The organism is Pseudomonas sp. ES1, assembly GCF_050586605.1.
GTDB classification, from domain to species: Bacteria; Pseudomonadota; Gammaproteobacteria; order Pseudomonadales; family Pseudomonadaceae; genus Aquipseudomonas; species Aquipseudomonas sichuanensis.
Genome location: NZ_JBOBDM010000062.1, coordinates 17,515 through 32,780, shown reverse-complemented (window position 1 = coordinate 32,780; position 15,266 = coordinate 17,515). Strand labels below are relative to the sequence as shown.

Here is a 15,266-nt window from a genome sequence, read left to right as displayed (position 1 = left end):
TGTGCGGGGAAAAGTTGAGTGTCTACGCAACTGACTGCCAGCACTGTTGCATTTAAAGTCGCGCCTTAGCAGCCCAGGCTAGTCACCTTTCCGTGACCAGGCATGCTCCCATGACGCAAACAACTCAACGCCCCCAGGCCGTGCCCACCGTGCAGGTGGACACCGACGAAGTCATCGTCACCGAATGGCGCTTCGCCCCCGGCGCCGAGACCGGCCGCCATCTGCACGGCCACGACTACGTGGTGGTGCCGATGACCGACGGCACCCTGCTGCTGGAAACCCCGGAGGGCGAGAAACGCGCCCCGCTGGTGGCGGGCCAGAGCTACTTCCGCAAGGCCGGCGTCGAGCACAACGTGATCAATGCCAGCGAGCATGAAGTGGTGTTCATCGAGACCGAGCTTAAATAGACAAGCCGCCCGCCAGGCTAACTGCACTGTCCCCATCGCTGGCAAGCCAGCTCCCACAGGGTATGCGCAAGTCTTGAAGTCGGCGCGGTCAAGGTGGGAGCCGGCTTGCCGGCGATAGGCATTGCTGTCGTTCGCTGACTTCACCCCCGCCGCACAACCGTCTACACTCCTCCCCTGCTTGAACCGGGATAACCGAAGCACTGCCTCGAAACCCGATGGACCTGACCACTGCTGGTCAACCGTCGGGACTAATGGGTCCGGACCTTGGCCGGCCTGTTTATCGGAGGCAACACATGAACCCGCGTATCTGGCTCCTGGCCCTGGCGACATTCGTCACCGGCATGGCCGAAAACATCACCGTCGGCATCCTGCCGGCACTGGCCGATGGCCTGGACGTTCCGCTCGGCGTGGCCGGGCAACTGACAACCGTCTTCTCCCTGAGCTTCGCCCTCGCCGCGCCCTTCTCTCCCCTGCTGACCACACGCTTGCCGTTGCGTGGCCTGCTGTGCGCCACCCTGGCGCTGTTCGCCCTGTGCAACCTGCTGGCGGCATGGGCGCCCGGTTACACCGCGCTGCTGATAGCCCGCATCGGCATGGCCGCGACCAGCGCCTTGACCTGCCTCACCTGCACCCTGATGGCCACGCGCATGGCGCCCGAAGCCCTGCGCGGGCGCGCCATCGGGGTGATCTTCATGGGCATCTGCAGCTCGCTGATCCTGGGCGTGCCGGCCGGCATGCTGTTGTCCGACGCCCTGGGCTGGCGCGGCGTGTTCGTTGGCCTGAGCGGCCTGGCGGTGGCGGTGCTGCTGATGGCCTGGCGCGGGCTGCCGACGCTGCAGAGCGACGAACGCATCGCCCTGGCCAGCTACCTGCGCCACGTGCGCGACAGCCGCCTGACGGCCGCGCAAGGGGTGTCGCTGTTGATGATCGCCGGGCACTTCACCGTGTTCGCCTACCTGGCGCCCTACGCCCAGCAGGTCGCCCAAGTGCCGAGCCAATGGCTGGCGGCGGTGTTCGCGGCATTCGGCATCGCCGGTGTCTTTGGCGGTTACATCGGCGGCTGGATGGCCGATCGCCTGGGTGTGGCCAAGGCCATCCTACTGGCGCCCTTGTTGTACCTCGCCAGCCTGTTGTTGCTGCCGCTGAGCGCGGGCACGCCGTGGCTGTTCCTGCCGGCAATGATGCTCTGGGGCGGGCTGAGCTGGACCACTTCGCCGGTGGTGCAGAGCTACCTGGCCAAGCGTGGGGAAGATACCTTCCCGGCGGGCATGAGCCTGAACATGTCGGCCATGCACCTGGGCGTCGGGCTAGGGTCGGCCATCGGTGGCGTGGTGATAAGCGGCTCGACGCTGGCCGCCACACCCTGGGCCGGGGCACTGTTGACGACACTGGCGGCGGGGCTGGCGATCTGGTCGGCCATGCCACGGGCTGGCGCGTTGAAAATGGCGCAGTGATCACTCACGGCGCCAGTCGAGGGGTTTACTTGGCCAGCTTGTCGTAGCTGGTCATCAGGTTGCGGTAATCGGGGATGTGGTTGGAGAACAACGTCCCCAGCCCTTCTATGTCGTTGCGCCAGTCACGGTGCAGCTCGCAGGCCACGCCGAACCAGGTCATCAGCTGCGCGCCGGCAGCTTCCATGCGCCGCCAGGCCGAATCGCGGGTCAGTTCGTTGAAGGTGCCGGAGGCATCGGTAACCACGAACACCTCGAAGCCCTCCTCCAGCGCCGAGAGGGCCGGGAAGGCCACGCAGACCTCGGTCACCACCCCGGCGATGAGCAGTTGCTTCTTGCCGGTGGCCTTCACCGCCTTGACGAAGTCTTCGTTGTCCCAGGCGTTGATATTGCCTGGCCGGGCAATGTACGGCGCATCAGGGAATTGCGCCTTGAGCTCGGGCACCAGCGGGCCGTTGGGGCCGGTCTCGAAGCTGGTGGTGAGGATGGTCGGCAGCTTGAAGTACTTGGCCAGGTCCGCGAGCGCCAGCACGTTGTTCTTGAACCGGTCGGGGTCAATGTCGCGCACCAGCGACAGCAACCCGGCTTGATGGTCGACCAACAGGACGGCAGCGTTGTTCTTGTCCAGTCGCTTGTATTGGAACGCCATGGCTGAACTCCTTGCTTTGCAGGTAGGGAGTTTCCAGCGTAGGCAATCAACAGGCACAAGGCCGACCGTCAGTCGGCCCAGGGCATCTCAATGCTCCAGAGTCCTGACTGCGCTGTTTGCACGGGTAGCGACACACGCTAACTATCTGGTTTACCTGAACGCGTGGGAGCGGGCTTGCCCCGCGATGGATGGCACCGGCTGCGCCGGTATCGCGGGGCAAGCCCGCTCCCACGGCCAGTGCTCGGCTCGAGAACGCAGGGACGGGTGATCTATCGATCAGTTCACAATTTCCTGAACTGATTATTTGCGCGCAGCGATTTGTCCCCTTCGCCGCCCCCACCAGAATCGCTTCACCAACAATCACAATAATCGTGAGGCCACTCCCGTGGACCAGACACTCCAGGTACGGCAGGCCGCCGCCGACCTCGTTGCCGCCTTCGCCAGCAATGACACCGCCCGCTACTTCGCCTGCTTCAGCGAAGACGCCACCTTCCTTTTCCATACTGTGCCGCAACCGCTGCTGTCGCGCCGCGCCTACGAAGAACTCTGGGCTTCCTGGCAGGCAGACGGCTTCGCCGTGCTCGGCTGCGAATCCAGCAATGTGCAGGTGAGCCTGCAAGGTGACGTGGCGATCTTCATGCACGACGTAGCCACGCGCCTGCGCGTTGCCGGCGAAGAACTGGCCCTGAGCGAGCGCGAGACCATCGTCTTCCGCCGCCACGGCGAGCGCTGGCTGGCCTGCCACGAGCACCTGTCGGTCGTCTCGCCGGCCTGATCCCCTTTCAAGCGGCCCTGCCGCACTGCCATCGCACCCACAACAAGGCCCCTTGAGGCCGACAACATTCGCGCTGGAGCACCACCATGAGCCACTCGACCGGTATCGAGACCAATGGCGTCGAACAGATCCCCGACGATCAACGCGACGCCGCCCCGCTGGACCTGTTCCGCCTGATCTTCGGCGGCGCCAACACCTTTGCCACCGCCGTGCTGGGCAGCTTCCCGGTGCTGTTCGGGCTGTCGTTCCAGGCTGGCGTGTGGGCGATCCTGCTCGGCGTCGGCGTGGGCGCGCTGATCCTTGCGCCGATGGGCCTGTTCGGCGCGCTCAACGGCACCAACAATGCGGTGTCCTCGGGTGCGCATTTCGGCGTGCACGGGCGCATCGTCGGCTCGTTCCTGTCGCTGCTCACTGCCGTGGCGTTCTTCTCGCTGTCGGTGTGGAGCTCGGGCGATGCCCTGGTCGGCGGCGCCAAGCGCCTGGCCGGCCTGCCGGAAACCGACCTGACCCTGGGCCTGGCCTACGGCCTGTTCGCGGTGCTGGTGCTGGTGGTGTGCATCTTCGGCTTCCGCTTCATGCTGTGGGTCAACAAGATCGCCGTGTGGGCCTCGAGCCTGCTGTTCCTGCTGGGCATCTTCGCCTTCGCTGGGCCGTTCGACGCGGGCTACGCCGGCAGCGTCAACCTCGGCCAGGCCGGCTTCTGGGCAGCCTTCGTCGGCGCGGCGATCCTGGCCATGAGCAACCCGGTGTCGTTCGGTGCCTTCCTCGGTGACTGGTCGCGCTACATCCCGCGGGCCACGCCGAAATCGCGGATCATGCTGGCGGTGATCCTGGCCCAGGTGGCCACGCTGATCCCGTTCCTGTTCGGCCTGTGCACCGCCACCCTGGTGGCCAGCCAGGCCCCTGACTACATCGCAGCCAACAACTACGTTGGTGGCCTGCTGGCCATCTCGCCGGGCTGGTTCTTCCTGCCGGTGTGCCTGATTGCGGTGATCGGCGGCATGTCCACCGGCACCACGGCGCTGTACGGCACCGGCCTGGACATGTCCAGCGTGTTCCCGCGCCTGCTCAGCCGCGCCGCTGCCACGCTGCTGATCGGCGTACTGGCCATCGGTTTCATCTTCGTCGGCCGCTTCACCTTCAACCTGGTGCAGAGCGTGTCGACCTTCGCCGTGCTGATCATCACCTGCACCAGCCCCTGGATGGTGATCATGATCCTCGGCCTGATCACCCGCCGCGGCTTCTACCACGCCGACGACCTGCAGGTGTTCACCCGTGGCCAGCAAGGCGGCCACTACTGGTTCTGCCACGGCTGGAACTGGCGCGGCATGGGCGCATGGATCCCCAGTGCGCTGGTCGGCCTGTGCTTCGTCAACCTGCCTGGGCAGTTCGTCGGCCCACTGGGCGAACTGGCCGGCGGCATCGACCTGAGCCTGCCGGTCACCCTCGGTATCGCCGGCGTGCTGTACCTGATCTTGCTCAACCTGTTCCCTGAACCGGCTGGCGTGTACGGCCCGCAAGGCCCGCGCTGGGTGCGTTGCAAAAGCACGCCGGTGAAGCCCGTGACCACCGCCGAAATGGCCTGACTGGAAACCGACCATGACCACCTCTCACTACATCGACGGCCGCTGGGTCGAAGGCCAGGGCAGCGACTGCATCGTTGTGCAGAACCCGTCCGACGGCCTGCCGTTCGCCGAACTGATGGCCGCCAGCACGGGCCAGGTCGACCAGGCCGTGGCCGCCGCACGCCGTGCGCTGAGCACCTGGAAAACCGTGCCCGCCAGCGAACGCGCGAGCTACCTGCGCGGCTTTGCCGAGCAACTGGGCCAGCGCCGCGACGAGCTGATCGCCTTGCAGATGCGCAACAACGGCAAGCCACGCCACGAGGCCGAGATCGACCTGGACGACGCCATCGCCACCTTCGCCTACTACGCCGACCTGGCTGAACAGTTGCCGGCAAAAAACCGCGATGTGCCGCTGGCCGCACCGGGCTTTACCGCCCGCACCCGCCTGGAGCCGGTGGGCGTGGTCGGCCTGATCGTGCCGTGGAACTTCCCGCTGGTGACCAGCGCCTGGAAGCTCGCCCCGGCCCTGGCCGCCGGTTGCACCGTGGTGCTCAAGCCCTCGGAAGTGACCCCGCTGATCGAACAGGCCTACGGCCAGATCGCCGAAGCATTGGGCCTGCCGGCCGGCGTACTGAACATCGTCAACGGCAAGGCCGAGACCGGCGCTGCCCTGAGCGGCCACAACGGCCTGGACAAGCTGTCGTTCACCGGCAGCAACGGCGTCGGCAGCCAGGTGATGCGTGCAGCCGCCGCGCAATGCCGGCCGGTGACCCTGGAGCTGGGCGGTAAGTCGGCCATCGTGGTGTTCGACGATTGCGACGTCGACCAGGCCGTGGAGTGGATCGTCGCCGGCATCACCTGGAACGCCGGGCAGATGTGCTCGGCCACCTCGCGCCTGCTGGTGCAGGACGGCATCGCCGATGCATTGCTGGCGCGGTTGCAGGAGGCGCTGGAGAAGCTGCGCGTCGGCAACCCGCTGAATGAGGAAGTGGACATGGGGCCGCTGACCAGCCAGGCGCAGTGGCTCAAGGTCGCCAGCTACTTTGCCAAGGCCCGCGAGGAAGGCTTGAAGTGCCTGGCCGGCGGCAAGGCGCTGGACCGCGACGGCTGGTTCGTCAGCCCGACGCTGTATGTGGACGTGCCTGAGAGCAGCCGCCTGTGGGCCGAGGAGATTTTCGGGCCGGTGCTGTGCGCACGGCGCTTCGATACGGAAGCCGAGGCCATTGTGCAGGCCAACGACAGCCGCTTCGGGCTGGTCGCCACCGTGTGCTCCGCCGACCTGGAACGCGCCGAACGCGTGGCCGATGCGCTGGAGGTGGGGCATGTGTGGATCAACTCGGTGCAGGCGGTGTTCGTCGAGACGTCGTGGGGCGGGACCAAGGGCAGCGGGATTGGGCGCGAGCTCGGGCCTTGGGGGTTGTCGGGGTATCTGTCGGTGAAGCATGTGACGCGGTGTTTGGGGTGATTGGGTAGGCGTTCCTTTCGAGGGATCGGGGAGGCTGGCAGGTGTTCGGCGAGAGCCTTGCAGCGCCTATGAGATCGAGCGCCGCCCGCGCGGCGCATCGCTGGCAAGCCAGCTCCCACATCTATTTCGGGCCAATGAGTCCTGTGAAAGTACCGGCGCCTGCCTTGGTGCATGCCTTGAGTCATGTGGGGCGGCGGCAACGCCCACACTGCAACCCCGTCGTACCACCAAAGCGGACAGTGATGACCCCGCTGAAGTAACTGGCCCTAAACAAACTGTGGGAGCTGGCTTGCCAGCGATGCGCCGCGCAGGCGGCGCTCGATCTGACAGGCGCTACAAGGGCCGCGGCCGGCACCTGCTGGCCCTCACTCGGTCAACAGCCCTCGTGCCCAGGGCCCCAGAAAGGCCTTTTGCTTTAAGCCGACAGGCGAGTCTCACCGAAGTGCAAGCATCATCGTCTTCAGTGACAGCTGTGGACAGGCTGTGAACCCCGCAGTTTTGGCATAGAAGCGCTCCAGACGCTCATCAAGCGGGTGCACGATCATTGCAACACATCCGACGATCTCGGACGCAACCAGAGCTCTCTCGACAGCGTCCTGCAACAGGTCCGTGGCGACCCCTTGCCCAGCAGCTCTCAGGCTTACGCCCATTCGCCCCAGTACCACCACCGGCAAATCAATTGGGGCATTGCGTCGCACACTTGCGGGAGAACCATGAGCACGCGCCACAGACCCCGTCGAAAGCGTGTAGTAACCGGCCACAATCGACGTGCCCTTGAAGCAGGTGACATACACCACCGCGTGCTTCGCTATCTGCGCCTTGTAAGCCTTTTCACGGAGGTAGCCATTGATCGACGCCTCTCCACAGTCGAACTGACCTAGCTCATGAAAGGCTTCGAGCTTCTGCGGAGCGCTCAGCTCCAGCGCTTCGGCCTTGCCAACAGCTTCTTCACGCATTCATTGCTCCTGATGGGGCTGTCTTCAAGCGCCTGGGTGAATTGGTCGAAGGCTTCGTCATCAAGCAGGAACAACCGACGCTCCATCAGTACTTCCTCAGCACGTCGGCAAGCCGCATCGAGCACGAAGCTGGTGCGGTCACCGCCCACAATCTCCACGGCGGCATCGATGAGGTCTCTGCGATGCTCGGCCACTCTCATGTTCAACGGTACGGCCTTGCTCCGATCCTTGATCTGTAAATCGCTCATTGGTGACTCCCAGCCCATCCCACGGGGCACTGAATCGACGAAGGATATCGATCAGACAAAGGCTACTCCGGCGTAACGCAAATGTATAGCCAGATATCAATTTACGTTACGCTTAGACTGCTCATGTCGAGGCTTAGATTGACCTTGCTCGCTTTGGCTTGCACGTCAGGACATTCTGAGATTGGAACCAGTTGCTTCAACTGCGTCACGGCTACAGGGTGTAGGGTGCAGGGCGAATGCCTTGCAGCGCTCTTGAGATCGAGCGCCGCCCACGCGGCGCATCGCTTAGGAGCCCTCACCCAATCATCCATCTCCCCCGTGACTTTTCCCCCGCCCCGCAAAGTCCCACCTCCTGGTAGCCCCATAACCACAACACCAGGCCAGCCTTCCATGCACCCTCAACGCACCGCCCTGCACAATGAACTGCACGCCCGCCCGTCGCTGTATTTCGACGGCCCGGCCCATGTCTTCCACCTCGCCCTGCTCGGCGGCGACGCGGCCTGCCAGTCGCTGCTGCAACGCTGCTGCCCCGAAGCGCCCGACCCGTACGCGGCCCAGGGCATCACCCAGCTCGACGGCCATCCGTTCAAATGGGAGCGGCATACCGAGTTCTTCACCCTGACCCTGGTCGTGCCCTGCGCCAGCAGCGACAGCGACTGGCAGGCGCTGCCAGAAGTGCTGGCCAAAGCCATCGCCCCGCAGGCGGCGCAGGTGATCAACGCGGTGCAGGTGCTGGTGCGCGATGAACAGGGCCTGGACCTCACTCGCTACGGCTTCAAGGACCCCTGCGGTTCTTGCGTCGGCGGCGGCGATGCCGCGGTATGGAGCGACTTCCGCCTGACCGCCGACGGCAGCAACCGCTTCCTGTTCATCAACCGCCGCCTCAATGCTTACCGCCAGGGCCGCATGATCCGCCGCCTGCTGGAGATCGAGACCTACCGCATGATGGCCTCGCTGACCCTGGACACGGCGAAAACCCTGAGCCACGAGCTGGACACCTTCGACAAGACCCTGGTGAGCCTGTCCGAACGCGGCGCCAGCGCCGCCGGGCATGACTCCAAGGCGTTGCTCGAAGCCATCGCCCTGCTGTCGCGCCAGGTGGTCAGCCGCACGGTGAAGACCCGCCACCGCTTCGGTGCCACCCAGGCCTATGCGCAACTGGTGTTCGAGCGCCTGGGCGAATTGCGCGAAAGCCATGTGGGTGATTGCCAGCGCCTGGGGGTGTTCATCGAGCGGCGCTTCAAGCCGACCGTGCGCTACTGCGCGGCCACCGAGCAGCGCCTGGAGCAACTGGCGAAGAACGTGGCCAACCTCGGCGACCTGTTGCAGGCGCGGGTGCAGGTGGAAATGGAAGAGCAGAATGCCGGGATCCTGCAAAGCCTCAATGCCCGGGCCGATGCCCAGGTGAAGATCCAGCGGGCGGTGGAAGGCTTGTCGATCATTGCGATCACCTACTACCTGCTGAACCTGTTCAAGTTGCTGTATGGCGGGCTGAATGTGCTGGGCGCGGGGCTGGCGGCGCGGGAGGCGTTGCTGGGGATGGCGCCGCCGGTGCTGCTGGTGTTGCTGGTGATCTTGCTGCGCATCAGGCGCGCCAAGCAGCACTGAATGGCCAGGGGGCGCCTTGCGCCCCTTTCGCCGGCAAGCCGGCTCCCACCTCGACCGGGCTTACCTCAATCCTGTGGGAGCTGCGGTTCGCCGCTGCGACTTGCCAGCGATGAGGCCAGCACAAGCAACACAAGGCAGTTGCTTGCACAGCATCACGCTGGCTCGTCGGCCGGTCGGCCATTCTCCTGCACCAGCACCATGGTCTGCTGCGAGGACAGGGCGATGCCTTCATCGCGCAGGCGCCCGAGGATGGTGAACAGCAGGTCGCTGCGGGTGCTCGACACCTGCCGCGGCGAGGCCACGTAACCGCTTACGCCAATCACCATGCCACTGCTGGTCAGGTCCTTGAACGTCACCGAACAAGCCGGCGCATCGAGGATCGACTCATGCTCGTGGTAGGCCGCCAGCAACACTTCGCGCACCTTGGCCGGGTCGGTCTCCAGCGGCAACGTGAGGGTGATGCCGACCACCCCGAGGGCATTGGCCATGGTCACGTTGCGCACGTTCTGCGAAATGAACTGCGAGTTGGGCACGATCACCGTCGAGCGGTCGGACATCTGGATCTCGGTGGCGCGCACGTTGATGCGGCGGATATCACCCTCCACACCCGCCAGGCTGACCCAGTCGCCCACTTTCACCGGGCGCTCGGTCAGCAGGATCAGGCCGGAGATGAAGTTCTGCACGATCTGCTGCAGGCCGAAACCGATACCTACCGACAGCGCACTGACCACCCAGGTCAGGCTGGTCAGGTTGATGTGCAGGGTGGACATCACCAGCATGGCCAGGAACAGGAAGCCCAGGTAACCCACCAGGGTCACCAGGGAGGCACGCATGCCGGCGTCCATGTCGGTTTCGGGCAGCAGGCGATCGCTGAGCCAGCGCTTGACCACACGAATGGCGAACCAGCCACCGATGAAGATGGCCACGGCCATCAGGATGTCCTGAGGCACGATATTCAGGTTGCCGAGCACCTTGCCGCCGGTGCCGTCCCAGTCGGCCAGGCTCAGCAGCAGCTCACCCGGGCTGGTACCCGAAGGCATGAATACCAGCAAGGCGGCGGCGAACAGCAGCACCGTGCGGCCGATACCGGCCAGGATGGTGCTGGCCTGGGCCTGGTGGCGCTGTTGCAGGCCCAACGCCGAAGCCAGCGCCAGGCCACCGGGCTGGCGTGGCGAAAGCAAGGTTTCGCAGAGGTCGCCGAACACCGTGACCAGCAGGTAGGCACACACGGTGACCACGCTGATCCACAGCAGCTTGGCGGTGAGGAAGTAGGCCAACGTCAGGTAGCCGGCCAGCAGCGTCAGCAGGATCGCCACCACCCACACCACGATCACGAACGGGATCAGCCCGATCAGGCCTTTGGGGCGTTCCAGGCCGTGCTGGCGACGGGCGCGGCGGTAGCACGCCAGCGCAGCCACGAACAGCAGCGACACCACCAGCGCGGTCAGGCCGTTGGTGGCCAGGGTCAGCGCCAGGCTGGTGCCGATCACGCTGTTGATGCGTTCCATGGTGAGCATCACCATCAGCGTCAGGGCCAGCACCTTGGGGAACCAGCCCAGGGCGCTGGCCACCTCGTCGGCAATCGGCGGCAGGCGCCACGACGGGCGCTGCAGCATCAGCATGGCGCGGCCCAGGCCCGAGATGAAGGCGCTGAACACCACCAGGGCGAGGACATGGTTGGTCAGGCTGGCCAGGTCGGTGCCCAGCTCCGCGCTGCTTTCCAGGCCCCAGCGCAGCAACGACACCGAGCCGGAGATGGTGCCCAGGGTCGCCAGGCTGACGCTCACGGCCAGAGCGCTGCGGCGCAGCCGGCCTACGGGCAGCCAGCGCACCATGGCGTCAGCCAGCAACCGTTCGAGCACCCGGCGCACCAGGGTCCAGACCAGCACTGCGGCCACCAGGGCGCTGATGAACAACCAACGGTGCTCGGCGCTGAACGCGCTGGCCATGGCGTCGGCAGCCTCTGCGCGCAGGTCGCGCAGGCGGGCCACGTCGTCATCGGTGGGACGAATCAGGCTCGACCAGAACGCCGGGCTCAGCGGGCTGGCGGCGCGGCTGGTGATCTGCGAGTTGAACAGGCTGCGGCGCAGGTTGACGATCTGCGTGGACAGGTCACGGGCCGACTGGGCCAGCGCGGTGGTGTCCTTCTGCTCGGCAAGCACCGCGTTCTTCTGATCGGTCAGTTGCTTGCGCTGGCGGGTCAGGCTCTCGGCCTCTTCCGGCATCGGCGGGCCAAGCACATTGAGCTGGTCGTCCAGGCGCTGCACATCAGCGGTACGCGCGGTGACCAGTACATCAGCCTGACGCTGCACTTGCAGAGCCGACTGGCGCAACTGCGCGAGCAGGTCGTCGTTGGCGTTGCTGGTGACGCCCTGGCGGATCTGGTCGAGCCGTTCGCTCAGCTCTTCCAGGCCAGCGTTCTCGTCCAGCACCTGCTGTTCGGCCACGGCCAGCCGCGACACCGGGGTGACTGGGGCAGCCCAGGCGGGTACGGCCACCCACAGCAGTAGGGCCAAAATCCCCACATAGAATCGGTCAAGGCTGACACGCCTCATCGAATGTTCCTCTATACAACTCGACAGGGCGTGAATTCTACGCGGTCCGGCCGCTCAGGAGGGTGCCGTTTCTCGGGCCAGCAGCTGGCGTTTGCGTTCCACCCCCCAACGGTAACCGCTGAGGTCGCCATCGCGGCGCACCACGCGGTGGCAAGGGATGGCCACCGCGATCGTGTTGGCCGCGCAGGCCTGGGCCACGGCGCGCACGGCCTTGGGCGCGCCGATGCGCTCGGCGATGTCGGTGTAGCTGACCCGGCTGCCCGCCGGCACTTCGCGCAAGGCCTGCCAGACCCGCTCCTGGAACGCCGTGCCCTGCACATCCAATGGCAGCGCCAGGCCCAGCGCAGGGGCTTCGACAAAGCCGATCACCTCGGCGACCAGGCGCTCGAAGGCGTCATCGCCACCGATCAGGTGGGCCTTGGGGAATTTGTCCTGCAGGTCCTGGAGCAACGGCTCGGGTTCATCGCCCAACAGGATCGCGCAGATACCGCGCTCGCTCTGCGCCACCAGGATCGCCCCCAGTGAACACTGGGCGAGGGCAAAGCGGATGGTCGCGCCCTGCCCGCCGGCCCGGTACTCACGGGGGCGCATGCCCAGGCGCTCGGCGGCACTTTCATAGAAGCGGCTGTTGGAGTTGTAGCCGGCGTCATAGATGGCTTCGGTGACACTGCCGGCAGCTTCCAGCCCCTCGCGCAGGCGTCGGGCGCGGTAGGCTGAGGCATAGGCCTTGGGGGTAAGACCGGTTTCGGCCTTGAACAGGCGGTGCAGATGAAAGGGGCTGAGGTTCAGATCGGCGCCCAGTTGCTCGAGGTTGGGTGCCGTGTCGCTGGCTTCGATCAGGCGGCAGGCGCGGGCCACCACTTCGCTGCGGCGTACTGCGTGGGTGCCACCTGCACAACGTTTGCAGGCACGGTAACCGGCCACCTCGGCTTGCCGGGCGTCATTGAAGAACTCGACGTTCTGGCGTTTGGCCAGGCGCGACGAGCAGGCCGGCTGGCAGTACACGCCGGTGGTGCGCACGGCGTAGACGAAGTGGCCGGTGGCTGCGCTGTCGCGGGTTTGCACGGCGTGCCAGCGCTCGGCGTCGGTGGTGTAGCTGGGGACGAGGATCATGGCGTCGCTCCTTTGATTCGCTGCAGTTACCTTGCCTGGACAGGCGGAGCGGCGAACTCCGATTCTTGCGGTGATTACACCGGCCTCATCGCGGGGCAAGCCCGCTCCCACGAAAGATCGAGATCTGGCGTGGGAGCGGGCTTGCCCCGCGATAGGGCCGATAGCCAGTCATGCGCGCCACAGATACCAGGCCGCCACCGTCCGGTACGGGCTCCACACTTCTCCCAACACCCGCATCCGCGCAGGCGTCGGCGCCTTCTCCAGGCCCTTCATCCGCCGATACCCCTCGCGCACGCCAAAGTCATCCACCGGCAGGATATCCGAGCGCTCCAGGCTGTAGATCAGCAGCATCTCCACCGTCCAGCGCCCCACCCCGCGCAGCGTTACCAGGCGCGCGATCAGTGCATCGTCGGCCAGGGTCAGCGCTTCGTCGCGGCTGGGCACGATGCCGTCCAGGCTGGCCTGGGCGATGCCCTGCAGGGTCGCGGCCTTGCTGGCGGAAAAACCACAGGCCCGCATCGCCTCCGGCGTGACCCGCAATAATTGCTCGGGCGCAGGAAAGCACTGCCCGGGAAACAACGCCAGCAATCGCCCAAGAATCGCCTCTGCCGCCCGCGCATGCAGCTGCTGGTAGGCAATTGCCCGCACCAGCGCTTCATAGGGTTCACGCCCTGGGGTGGCGGCATGCAGGCAGGGGCCGGTTGCGGCAATGTGCCGCGACCAGTCCGGATCCTGCCCAGCCAGAAACTCGGCGGCGGCCGTGAAGGCACGGGGCGTAAGGTCTGCAAGGATCATCGGGGGGCTCGAACAGGCTGAAAGACTTCAGCCTAGCGCAACCGCTCATCGGCGAAACGCTCAATCTTGCGCATTGAATCGTTGGCATACCATTGATCTGTCTGCCGTGCCCCGCATAGAATTGAGAACAATTCACAATCACATTAACCGGGCAAGGCTCTCCAGACGATGCAGATCCCTGACACGCTGCAACCGGCCGAAGTCGATCTGCTCTATCGCAATCACCACAGCTGGTTGCGCAACTGGCTCAGCGCCCGCACCGGTTGCCGGGACAACGCCGCCGACCTCGCCCAGGACACCTTCGTGCGCCTGCTCAAGGCGCGCCAGGGTTCACCGCTGAAAGCGCCGCGCGCCTACTTGAGCAGCATTGCCCGTGGCCTGATGATCGACCAGTTCCGCCGCCGCGCCCTGGAAAAAGCCTACCTCGAAAGCCTGGCCAACCTGCCGGAGCTGCAAGCGCCCAGCGAAGAACAGCGCCTGGTCATCCTCGACACCCTCGAACGCCTCGACAGCGCCCTGCACAGCCTCAAACCCCGCGCGCGCCAGGCCTTCCTCATGGCCCAGCTCGACGGCCTGCCCCTGGCCCAGATCGCCCTGCGCCTGGACGTGTCGCGGGCCACGGTCGAGCGCGACCTGGCCAAGGCCCTGGGCGTCTGCTATCGGTTGCGCTATGCCGACCTCTGACCAGCACCCCACCCAAGCCCAGGTCGACCAGGCCATCGACTGGCTGGTGAAGCTGCGCTACGACAGCCCCGGCCCGCGTACCCAGCAACAGTTCCAGCTGTGGCTGGCCAGCCACCCGCAACATGCCGAGGCCTGGCGGCGGGTCAGCGAACTGAGTGACGAACTGGCCAGCCTGCCCGGGGAGTTGAGCCGTCGCACCCTGGAAGGCAGCGAGCGTCAACGCATGAACCGTCGTGACCACCTGAAGCTGCTGTCGGTACTGGCGCTGGGTGGCACGCTTGGCTGGGCGGCGCGCGAGCCGCTGGGACTACCGGCACTGCTGGCCGACAGCAGCACCGCCACGGGTGAGCGCCGCGAGCTGCAGGGCAGCGACGGCAGCCGCATCCGCCTCAACACCGCCAGCGCCATCGACCTGCGCTACAGCGCCGACCTGCGCCAGCTGACACTGGTACGTGGCGAGGTCAGCCTGGACAGCAATGGCAGCGACAATCGCCCGTTCCGTATCGCCACCCCCTTGGCCGCCCTGGCCACCCAGGGCGGCCAACTGCTGCTGCGCGAGAACGCCCGGGGCCTGCTGCTGGCAGTACGGCGGGGCGACGTGACGCTGTTCCCCGGCTCTGCCGCAGCCCATCAGGTCAAACCCGGTGAGGTGGTGCAGGTGCTGGCGGCGGGCAGCTATCAACCGGCCAGGCTGCACGGCGACCCGTGGGGCTGGACCGATGGCGTGCTCAGCGTGCAGCAGATGCCGCTGGGCGAGTTCGTCGCCGAACTGTCGCGCTACCGCCCGGGCCTGCTGCGCTGCGCGCCGACGGTGGCCGAGTTGAAGGTGTCCGGCACCTACCAACTGGCCGATACCGATCAGATCCTGCTGCTGATCGCGCGCAACCTGCCGGTGCGCATCGACTACCGCACGCGTTACTGGGTGAGCATCGATGCCGCGTGAAAAAATCGTGAAAATAAATGAGGTGAAATCTCATTCTCGTCCGGCCTGAAGG

The 15,266-nt window shown here is 65.8% G+C and carries 14 protein-coding genes; 8 read left to right on the top strand and 6 right to left on the bottom strand.

What is annotated here, in order from left to right; all coding sequences use genetic code 11:
• Positions 1 to 110: 110 nt before the first annotated feature.
• Together ACQ4N9_RS22135 and ACQ4N9_RS22130 are read left to right on the top strand one after the other, a co-directional pair.
• Positions 111 to 407, top strand: coding sequence for a cupin domain-containing protein (locus ACQ4N9_RS22135; RefSeq protein ID WP_347149346.1), 297 nt, complete (start codon positions 111 to 113; stop codon positions 405 to 407).
• Between the two features lie 293 nt (positions 408 to 700).
• Complete coding sequence (locus ACQ4N9_RS22130) at positions 701 to 1,861, top strand: MFS transporter (RefSeq protein ID WP_322359955.1); 1,161 nt, start codon at positions 701 to 703, stop codon at positions 1,859 to 1,861.
• Between the two features lie 25 nt (positions 1,862 to 1,886).
• Here the strand turns inward: ACQ4N9_RS22130 and ycaC are convergent, their stop codons facing one another.
• Positions 1,887 to 2,507 carry an isochorismate family cysteine hydrolase YcaC gene (gene ycaC / locus ACQ4N9_RS22125; protein ID WP_125860386.1) on the bottom strand — a complete coding sequence of 207 codons (621 nt, stop codon included), beginning with the start codon at positions 2,505 to 2,507 and terminating at the stop codon, positions 1,887 to 1,889.
• A gap of 385 nt (positions 2,508 to 2,892) precedes the next feature.
• On the opposite strand from ycaC, the gene ACQ4N9_RS22120 reads away from it, so the two are divergent.
• The 3 genes from ACQ4N9_RS22120 to ACQ4N9_RS22110 all read left to right on the top strand — a co-directional run bounded on the left by ACQ4N9_RS22120 (position 2,893) and on the right by ACQ4N9_RS22110 (position 6,312).
• Positions 2,893 to 3,282, top strand: a complete 390-nt coding sequence (locus ACQ4N9_RS22120; protein WP_390970132.1) for a YybH family protein — start codon at positions 2,893 to 2,895, stop codon at positions 3,280 to 3,282.
• An 86-nt stretch (positions 3,283 to 3,368) separates the two neighbouring features.
• Positions 3,369 to 4,868: a purine-cytosine permease family protein gene (locus ACQ4N9_RS22115; RefSeq protein ID WP_125465552.1), complete on the top strand. Its 1,500-nt coding sequence runs from the start codon at positions 3,369 to 3,371 to the stop codon at positions 4,866 to 4,868.
• A gap of 13 nt (positions 4,869 to 4,881) precedes the next feature.
• Positions 4,882 to 6,312, top strand: coding sequence for an aldehyde dehydrogenase family protein (locus ACQ4N9_RS22110; RefSeq protein WP_390970133.1), 1,431 nt, complete (start codon positions 4,882 to 4,884; stop codon positions 6,310 to 6,312).
• Between the two features lie 434 nt (positions 6,313 to 6,746).
• Here ACQ4N9_RS22110 and ACQ4N9_RS22105 read toward each other — a convergent pair whose 3' ends face one another.
• Both ACQ4N9_RS22105 and ACQ4N9_RS22100 read right to left on the bottom strand, forming a co-directional pair.
• The gene (locus ACQ4N9_RS22105; RefSeq protein WP_390970134.1) at positions 6,747 to 7,268 is read right to left on the bottom strand and encodes a GNAT family N-acetyltransferase; all 522 of its coding nucleotides are present in this window, start codon (positions 7,266 to 7,268) and stop codon (positions 6,747 to 6,749) included.
• Entirely contained in the window at positions 7,226 to 7,516 is a 291-nt protein-coding gene (locus ACQ4N9_RS22100; protein WP_081100214.1) for a DUF1778 domain-containing protein, read from the bottom strand. Before ACQ4N9_RS22100 ends, ACQ4N9_RS22105 begins: the two co-directional genes overlap by 43 nt.
• 390 nt (positions 7,517 to 7,906) lie before the next feature.
• On the opposite strand from ACQ4N9_RS22100, the gene ACQ4N9_RS22095 reads away from it, so the two are divergent.
• Entirely contained in the window at positions 7,907 to 9,124 is a 1,218-nt protein-coding gene (locus ACQ4N9_RS22095; RefSeq protein ID WP_390970136.1) for a DUF3422 domain-containing protein, read from the top strand.
• A gap of 152 nt (positions 9,125 to 9,276) precedes the next feature.
• On the opposite strand, the gene ACQ4N9_RS22090 is transcribed toward ACQ4N9_RS22095, so the two are convergent.
• From ACQ4N9_RS22090 to ACQ4N9_RS22080, 3 genes are all read right to left on the bottom strand, one after another.
• Complete coding sequence (locus ACQ4N9_RS22090) at positions 9,277 to 11,679, bottom strand: DUF3772 domain-containing protein (RefSeq protein WP_390970138.1); 2,403 nt, start codon at positions 11,677 to 11,679, stop codon at positions 9,277 to 9,279.
• A 54-nt stretch (positions 11,680 to 11,733) separates the two neighbouring features.
• On the bottom strand, positions 11,734 to 12,792 hold the full coding sequence (gene ada / locus ACQ4N9_RS22085) for a bifunctional DNA-binding transcriptional regulator/O6-methylguanine-DNA methyltransferase Ada (RefSeq protein ID WP_390970141.1): 1,059 nt from the start codon (positions 12,790 to 12,792) through the stop codon (positions 11,734 to 11,736).
• Positions 12,793 to 12,960: 168 nt separating this feature from the next.
• Entirely contained in the window at positions 12,961 to 13,587 is a 627-nt protein-coding gene (locus tag ACQ4N9_RS22080) for a DNA-3-methyladenine glycosylase family protein (RefSeq protein WP_390970143.1), read from the bottom strand.
• Positions 13,588 to 13,755: 168 nt separating this feature from the next.
• On the opposite strand from ACQ4N9_RS22080, the gene ACQ4N9_RS22075 reads away from it, so the two are divergent.
• Complete coding sequence (locus ACQ4N9_RS22075) at positions 13,756 to 14,271, top strand: sigma-70 family RNA polymerase sigma factor (RefSeq protein ID WP_390970145.1); 516 nt, start codon at positions 13,756 to 13,758, stop codon at positions 14,269 to 14,271.
• On the top strand, positions 14,258 to 15,214 hold the full coding sequence (locus tag ACQ4N9_RS22070) for a FecR domain-containing protein (protein WP_390970147.1): 957 nt from the start codon (positions 14,258 to 14,260) through the stop codon (positions 15,212 to 15,214). The genes ACQ4N9_RS22075 and ACQ4N9_RS22070 overlap by 14 nt, the downstream gene beginning before the upstream one ends.
• Positions 15,215 to 15,266 lie beyond the last annotated feature (52 nt).

Coding starts and splice junctions, on each gene's coding strand:
- ACQ4N9_RS22135 (WP_347149346.1), top strand. CDS start 111: ATGACGCAAACAACTCAACGCCCCCAGGCCGTGCCCACCGTGCAGGTG.
- ACQ4N9_RS22130 (WP_322359955.1), top strand. CDS start 701: ATGAACCCGCGTATCTGGCTCCTGGCCCTGGCGACATTCGTCACCGGC.
- ycaC (WP_125860386.1), bottom strand. CDS start 2,507: ATGGCGTTCCAATACAAGCGACTGGACAAGAACAACGCTGCCGTCCTG.
- ACQ4N9_RS22115 (WP_125465552.1), top strand. CDS start 3,369: ATGAGCCACTCGACCGGTATCGAGACCAATGGCGTCGAACAGATCCCC.
- ACQ4N9_RS22110 (WP_390970133.1), top strand. CDS start 4,882: ATGACCACCTCTCACTACATCGACGGCCGCTGGGTCGAAGGCCAGGGC.
- ACQ4N9_RS22105 (WP_390970134.1), bottom strand. CDS start 7,268: ATGCGTGAAGAAGCTGTTGGCAAGGCCGAAGCGCTGGAGCTGAGCGCT.
- ACQ4N9_RS22100 (WP_081100214.1), bottom strand. CDS start 7,516: ATGAGCGATTTACAGATCAAGGATCGGAGCAAGGCCGTACCGTTGAAC.
- ACQ4N9_RS22095 (WP_390970136.1), top strand. CDS start 7,907: ATGCACCCTCAACGCACCGCCCTGCACAATGAACTGCACGCCCGCCCG.
- ACQ4N9_RS22090 (WP_390970138.1), bottom strand. CDS start 11,679: ATGAGGCGTGTCAGCCTTGACCGATTCTATGTGGGGATTTTGGCCCTA.
- ada (WP_390970141.1), bottom strand. CDS start 12,792: ATGATCCTCGTCCCCAGCTACACCACCGACGCCGAGCGCTGGCACGCC.
- ACQ4N9_RS22080 (WP_390970143.1), bottom strand. CDS start 13,587: ATGATCCTTGCAGACCTTACGCCCCGTGCCTTCACGGCCGCCGCCGAG.
- ACQ4N9_RS22075 (WP_390970145.1), top strand. CDS start 13,756: ATGCAGATCCCTGACACGCTGCAACCGGCCGAAGTCGATCTGCTCTAT.
- ACQ4N9_RS22070 (WP_390970147.1), top strand. CDS start 14,258: ATGCCGACCTCTGACCAGCACCCCACCCAAGCCCAGGTCGACCAGGCC.